The sequence below is a fragment of the Pseudanabaena sp. 'Roaring Creek' genome, from assembly GCF_001402795.1.
Taxonomy (GTDB): domain Bacteria; phylum Cyanobacteriota; class Cyanobacteriia; order Pseudanabaenales; family Pseudanabaenaceae; genus Pseudanabaena.
The window spans coordinates 20958-27304 of the sequence record NZ_LIRE01000043.1; the positions used below are offsets into that span (position 1 = coordinate 20958).

General features: G+C 43.8%; 8 protein-coding genes. 3 read left to right on the top strand and 5 right to left on the bottom strand.

From position 1 onward, the window contains the following. Positions 1-11 precede the first annotated feature (11 nt). Positions 12-836: an ABC transporter permease gene (locus tag AC805_RS01345; protein ID WP_055073744.1), complete on the bottom strand. Its 825-nt coding sequence runs from the start codon at positions 834-836 to the stop codon at positions 12-14. A 41-nt stretch (positions 837-877) separates the two neighbouring features. Here AC805_RS01345 and AC805_RS01350 point away from each other — a divergent pair, with 41 nt between their 5' ends. Next, on the top strand, positions 878-1849 hold the full coding sequence (locus tag AC805_RS01350; protein ID WP_055073751.1) for a GDP-mannose 4,6-dehydratase: 972 nt from the start codon (positions 878-880) through the stop codon (positions 1847-1849). Position 1850: 1 nt separating this feature from the next. After that, positions 1851-2972, top strand: coding sequence for a glycosyltransferase family 1 protein (locus tag AC805_RS01355; RefSeq protein WP_231662390.1), 1122 nt, complete (start codon positions 1851-1853; stop codon positions 2970-2972). Between the two features lie 211 nt (positions 2973-3183). Here AC805_RS01355 and cobT read toward each other — a convergent pair whose 3' ends face one another. The 4 genes from cobT to xseA are packed head-to-tail and all read right to left on the bottom strand — an operon-like array spanning position 3184 to position 5870. Beyond that, complete coding sequence (gene cobT / locus AC805_RS01360) at positions 3184-4248, bottom strand: nicotinate mononucleotide-dependent phosphoribosyltransferase CobT (RefSeq protein ID WP_055073746.1); 1065 nt, start codon at positions 4246-4248, stop codon at positions 3184-3186. Between the two features lie 39 nt (positions 4249-4287). Continuing rightward, complete coding sequence (locus AC805_RS27060) at positions 4288-4437, bottom strand: DUF2256 domain-containing protein (protein WP_072143489.1); 150 nt, start codon at positions 4435-4437, stop codon at positions 4288-4290. Next, a complete protein-coding gene (gene xseB, locus AC805_RS01365; RefSeq protein ID WP_055073747.1) occupies positions 4427-4648 on the bottom strand; it encodes an exodeoxyribonuclease VII small subunit in 222 nt (73 codons plus the stop codon). Before xseB ends, AC805_RS27060 begins: the two co-directional genes overlap by 11 nt. After that, entirely contained in the window at positions 4632-5870 is a 1239-nt protein-coding gene (xseA, locus tag AC805_RS01370; protein ID WP_055073748.1) for an exodeoxyribonuclease VII large subunit, read from the bottom strand. Before xseA ends, xseB begins: the two co-directional genes overlap by 17 nt. Before the next feature lie 22 nt (positions 5871-5892). On the opposite strand from xseA, the gene AC805_RS01375 reads away from it, so the two are divergent. Then, entirely contained in the window at positions 5893-6297 is a 405-nt protein-coding gene (locus AC805_RS01375; protein ID WP_055073749.1) for a hypothetical protein, read from the top strand. Positions 6298-6347: the final 50 nt, after the last annotated feature.

Consider the following 6347-nt stretch of genomic DNA (forward strand, 5'->3'; position numbering starts at 1 on the left):
TAATAAATATTTTAAATATAGTCTGCGAATCCACTTTCCACAGTCCGAAATATCCATGCACCTATTGTAAAGATAGCGATCGCACAGACAGATGACCAACCAAAACCAAGCCAATTAAATGTAGTCTGTCCCGTCACCGCAAACCGAAATACATCTAAACAACCTGCCATGGGGTTGAGATAGTACCAAAACAAAAAATGCTTAGGTACGATCTGCACAGAATAAACCACAGGCGAAGCATAGAGCCAAATCTGAATTAAAAAAGGAATAATGTACTGAAAATCTCGATAGCGTGCATTGAGCGAAGCTAGAATTGTACCTACCCCCGTCGCTAATACCATCGTCATCAGCATCACTGGAGGGATTAATAACAATCCCCATGTTGGACGCATTCCATAGATAAAGGTAAGAGGTAACAGTAAAAATAAAGAAACCACAAAGTCAATCCATGACGATCCCACCGCGGCTAAAGGAATAATTAGCCTTGGAAAATAAACTTTGGTAATTAACTGCGCTTCCATTAGTAAGCTCGAACCAGAACGGCTCACCCCTTCAGAAAATAATCCCCATAATACTAGTGCCGAATAAACAAAAATGGGATAAGGGACTCCATCGGATGGTATTTTGACCAGATTGCCGAAAATGATGCTAAAAATAGTCATCGCTACTAGGGGCTGAATGAGAACCCACGCAACCCCAATCACCGTCTGTTTATACCTTACAGTGATCCGTCGAAGCATGAGCATATACATCAACTCACGGTACTCCCAAAATTCATGGATTCCTTCACCCAAGGATTTGTTTTGCGATCGAATAATAGTTACTTTAGGATTCATATGTTTAAAGTACCCTGACGATGTACATCTTAAATCGCGCTATGAAAAAATCATTGATTTGTGGCATATCAGGACAAGATGGCGCATATCTTGCTTCATTTTTATTACACAAAGGACATTCTGTATACGGTACATCCAGAGATGCTGAGATCTCGTCTTTTCGTAATTTAGAATCTCTAGGAATTAAAGACAGCGTTCAGCTAGAGTCAATGGCGCTGAATGACTTTCGTAGTGTTTTGCAGGTGTTACTTAAGGTTGAACCCGACGAAATTTATAATTTGGCAGGACAAACTTCGGTTGCGTTATCTTTTGCTCAGCCCGTTGAAACCTTAGAAAGCATTGCTACAGGGACTTTAAACTTATTAGAAGCAATTCGTTTTACCAAAGCTCCAATCAAATTTTATAATGCAGGTTCTAGTGAATGTTTTGGTGATACGGGGGATTCGGCGGCGGATGAGTTCACACCCTTTCGTCCCCGTAGCCCTTATGCCGTAGCCAAAGCCGCTGCCTTTTGGGAAGTGGCTAATTACCGCGAGGCTTATAATATTTTTGCTTGTTCGGGAATTCTATTTAACCATGAATCACCTTTAAGACCAGAAAGATTTGTAACGCAGAAAATTATTTCTACAATTTGTCGAATTGCGACAGGTAGTCCTGAGAAATTAATCTTAGGCAATACTCTTATTCAAAGAGATTGGGGATGGGCTCCTGATTATGTAGAAGCGATGTATCTGATGCTTCAACAACCAATTGCGCATGATTATACGATCGCTACAGGTAAAAGTAACAGCCTTCAGAAGTTTGTAGAAACAGGATTTGCTTATTTTGGCATTGATCCTAATGATCACCTAGTGATCGATCAAAGTCTATTTCGCCCTTCGGAAATCATGAGAAGCTGCGGTAATCCTCAAAAAGCTAAAGAAAAGCTAGGTTGGCAAGCGAAGTACGAAATGCAAGATATCATTACCATGATGATTGAGTCCAAACAAAATGATACGAATCGGCGTAAATAGTTTGTTTTTAAAACCTAGTCAAGTTGGTGGAGCTGAATTTGTACTTCGAGGACTGTTAATAGGTTTAGCACAGATTCCAGATCTAGAGTTATATGTATTTATTAACCATGAATTATTATCGTGGCTCGACGATTTAAATTTAGGACAATTTGTATGTATTGTCCCAATTAAAATAAGGGGTAATCGGTTTATTTGCGAAGCCTTACAATTGCCAATAATTGCAAATCAATATAAGCTTGGTGGGCTTATTAATACTAATTACTTTACGCCTTGGCGACGACTGCTTAATACTTCAAGTGCCACAATTATTTACGATCTTAATTACGTGCATTTCCCCGATCTTTTCACTTGGTATAAGAAGCTATGGCTGCGCTTAACGCATCAGATGACTTTAGCAAATGCCAAAGAAACTGTCACAATTTCTGAATTTGTGCAACAAGATATCCAAAAAAACTATAAATCTAATAATTTACCTAGAGTGATTTACACACCGATTTTATGGGAAAGATTGGATGTTTCTGATATTCCTAAATCTAACTTACAATTCTCTCCAACTAATGAATTAAACAATCAGATATTTGTTCTTTCCGTAGCCAATCACTATCAACATAAAAATCTCGCTACTTTAGTTAAAGCATTTGCTAAATTGGCTGAGCATCTAATCCAAGTAAAGTTAGTTTTCGTAGGTCAATTGCCCGATTCGTTAGTGGGAATGCGGCGCGATCGCTGTGATGATATTCGCCAATTAGTGCAGGATTTAGGTTTAGAAGATCGGGTTTATATTACGGGATATATTAGCGATCGCGAATTGGCTTGGTACTACCATCACGCAGCTTTATTTGCATTTCCGTCACTATTTGAGGGGTTCGGGATGCCGCCCGTGGAGGCATTAGGAATGGGTTTGCCTGTCTTAACGACTAAGTGTACGGCAATTCCAGAAGTGACAATGAATTTGGCAGAATATGTTGAAAATCCTCTGGATGCAGATGAATGGTGCGATCGCCTTACGGATATGTTGAAAAATCGTGATCGGTATTTACCAAAGGAGTCCACAATTCAGAAAATTAGACAAGCCTATGACCCTAAGGCGATCGCCCAAAAATATATCGATCTCTTTGTATAGCTGCCGTCAACTGTATCAGGACATAACCCCAAAAGAGGGTTGCCGCGCGGAGCGCGGCAACCCTCTTTTGGGTCTTACAGCAATTATCAATCAAACGAACCACAAGAGAATTTTTGAATGCGTTGCTTCGCAACGCATTCAAAAATTCTCTTGGTTTGGGTTTGAGCGCAAAGCGCTGTAATTTTGTCCTAACAAGACTGGTGGCAGCTATTTATAACTGAGATTCGATCGCTGCTAATAACTTTTCCTGTGACCAATTTTGATAGAGATGGCTAGCGATCGCCGCGCCGCCAGCGCCAACCCCCTCTTTGACAAAGCCTTGCTCGTAGGCAAGTAGCTGAGGAAATCGGGATTTAGCAAAACTTAATTGAGTTGCCATTAATGGGACATCCCGCACCGCTAAGGCGAGATCGACGGTATTGCCTGTGGGATCTTCGGCGACCCATCGGGTCGTACCGACAATAATGGTATTGGGGTTCCATGCAAGCCCTTGATAATTAGCGATCTCTCTGGCGAGGGCATAGATCGCTAACATTTGGGTTCCGCCTGCGAGTAATACGCCACTATGTCGGCTAGCGGCGATCGCCATGCCTGCAACTGCGATTTGCATCGGATCGCCGACGGCGGCTACTACTTCAAAGGGAGTTGGGGCAGTGCCGAGATGTTCTAGACCTGCTTGGACGATTTCCCACTTTTGGGCATGATTGCAGGTGGGATGAGAACTGTTAACTTTATCTTTTGCCTCAATTCCTAAAGCTGTTAAAACTGCTAGAGCCGTAGTCGTACCACCAACTACGCATTCGCTCAAAATTATATAGGCTCCTGACTGGGCTAGTTTTTCGCCCCAGACTAATCCCTGTACAAATAATTGCAATACTATTTCTATGGGTAAGGCTTTGCCCGTACTCAGACATTTTGCAGGAATTCCAGCAAGATCGATCGCTTGGGTCTCAGCCGTAGGGGCGATCGCTAAGCCTGCATTGAAAATGAAGAGAGGTAAGTTTTGCGTAGCGATAACAGCACGGGAAATGAAAACGGGAGAAGCGCCAGCGATTAGAGGTGGCAAAGGGAAATTGGGACTTGCTCCTGTGGCGAGAAATTCAGCATCGGCGATCGCTGTATACTTGCGGGCTTCGGGTGTTGCGCCTGCGGCGGAAATATTCGGGATTAGTCCTGTATCGGTAAACCCCAGCACACAGGCAAATACGGGACGTTTACCCCGATAGGTTTCGAGCCAAGTTTCGGCTTTTTGACTTTGCGTGTAGATTTTGATCATTTATCCTTTATAGCAAAAGGATTACGCCTTAAACCTTAGCTACTTATTACTTTTTCGTTGGCGACAGCGATCGCTACAGTACTTCACTTCATCCCAGCATTTTTCCCATTTCTTGCGCCACGAGAAAGGTTTACCGCAAACTATACAATCTTTGCTAGGTAAAAAAGATTTATTGCCTTTATAAGCCATATTTTTGAATCAGCGTTACCTTCTGTTCGGCTTTTTCCAGATACTCTCGGCAATGGTGCGATCGCTTTATTCCTTCTTCATACAGAGCCAGCATCTCATCAAGAGGTGCTTCCCCATCATCGAGAATTTCGACAATTTCTTCGAGCCGTTGTAATTGTTCTTCAAAGGAGAGATCTTCTAGATTTTTTTTGACATCATTCGGGGCGGTCATATACTTTCTCGATTACTTGCTTGATTACTTTCTCGATGCTAACTTGGGCGGTTTCAGAGCTTCTCACGACTTCCACTTTAGCAAATGTCCCTGCAAATTCTGAGAGAGATTCATCATTAGTCAGTAGGCGATCGCCTACTTTTAAGAGGGCAAAACCGCGCTGTAATGGGGATAAAGGATATAGTGATCGCAAATGGGCGGCGATCCTGTCAAGTTTGGTAGTGGATTGGCGTAGATGACGGATTAAGGACTTTTGCATTGATTGTTCGGCTTCGTCTAATTGTTGAGCGCGATCGTGCAGGCGATCGCCAAAGTTTTGCAAGGAATAGCTGTTCGTTAGAGAATTTAACCTTTGGCGATAATCTTGTATCGATTGCTGCAAGCTGCGCGTGAGGCGATTTTCCCAAAAGTCAATTTGCTGTAAAAGCGTATCGCGATCGTATTGCGAGACTATTTCTGCGGCGGCGGTCGGTGTCGCGGCGCGTAAATCCGCAACAAAATCGGCGATCGTGAAATCCGTTTCATGCCCCACCGCCGAAATGATAGGAATACGCGAATGATAAATTGCCTCAGCGACAGGCAAAGTATTAAACGCCCAGAGATCCTCCATCGAACCACCTCCACGCCCGACGATAAGCACATCGGCATCGGTATTTTGCAAAGCTTTAATTGCGGCGGCAATCTCTTCAGGAGCCGTTTCGCCCTGCACGGTGGCAGGACAGAGATAAATTTGACAATGGGGCGATCGCCGTTGCAAAGTGCTCAAAATATCTTGGATAACTGCACCCGTTGGTGAGGTGACTACACCAATTTTTAGAGGCAATGCAGGGAGATCGCGTTTTCGGTCGGGATCGAAATAGCCCCTCTCGGCAAGTTCTTCTTTCATGGCGGCAAAGGCAAGATATAAATCGCCTTCTCCTGCGGCAATCATGCGATCGCAATCGATCTGATATTTGCCCCTAGTTGCATAGACTGTCAGCCGCCCCTGCACCACGACCTGCATCCCACTTTTAGGACGAAATGCTAGGGTTTTGCTCGCCCACATTACACAATCGATCTGAGCCGATTCATCCTTGAGCGTAAAATAGCGATGCCCAGAGGCCGCCGTCGTAAAGCCAGAGATTTCACCTGTCACCCGCACGATCCCAATTTCTTCTCGCAACAAAAGCGTAATTGCTTGCGTCAATCCAGCAACAGTCATCGCTTCTTTAGAACCGCCCATAACACCTTCTGCAAGCCAATCTATGAATACTTTTTTTCGAGCACTGCCCTATTCTATGCTGCTGCTTGCGGTCTTGCCAGTTGCCCTGCAAGCACAAACAGCCGACGAGCTAGGCAATTACTACAAAAATGAAACACCAGTCCAATCTACCCGAAACTCGCAGAACGGCTCAGGTTCATTGTGGCGGGTGGTAGTTGCTGATGGTTTGAACTGTAGGCGGGCTGCGAGTTTACAGAGCCCTGTATTACGCACTTATCTGCGAGATGCTTTGTTAGAGGTCGAGGTTTATCGTGGTGGTTCTGACGAGGTTTTAATTAATCCAGTCGATGAAAATGGTAAACCTTGGATGCCAGTCCGAGGCAAAAACTATAGTGATGTTTGCTATGTCAGGGCAAATAGTCGATATATTCAGCCAGTGATGCGTTAAATCCGTAAGTAGCTACCGCCAACTGTATCAGGACATAAAACCCAAGATCG

Excerpts from the sequence above, each read along its gene's own strand:
- xseA (WP_055073748.1), bottom strand. The coding sequence starts at position 5,870 with ATGGGCGGTTCTAAAGAAGCGATGACTGTTGCTGGATTGACGCAAGCA.
- AC805_RS01345 (WP_055073744.1), bottom strand. The coding sequence starts at position 836 with ATGAATCCTAAAGTAACTATTATTCGATCGCAAAACAAATCCTTGGGT.
- cobT (WP_055073746.1), bottom strand. The coding sequence starts at position 4,248 with ATGATCAAAATCTACACGCAAAGTCAAAAAGCCGAAACTTGGCTCGAA.
- xseB (WP_055073747.1), bottom strand. The coding sequence starts at position 4,648 with ATGACCGCCCCGAATGATGTCAAAAAAAATCTAGAAGATCTCTCCTTT.
- AC805_RS01375 (WP_055073749.1), top strand. The coding sequence starts at position 5,893 with ATGAATACTTTTTTTCGAGCACTGCCCTATTCTATGCTGCTGCTTGCG.
- AC805_RS01350 (WP_055073751.1), top strand. The coding sequence starts at position 878 with ATGAAAAAATCATTGATTTGTGGCATATCAGGACAAGATGGCGCATAT.
- AC805_RS27060 (WP_072143489.1), bottom strand. The coding sequence starts at position 4,437 with ATGGCTTATAAAGGCAATAAATCTTTTTTACCTAGCAAAGATTGTATA.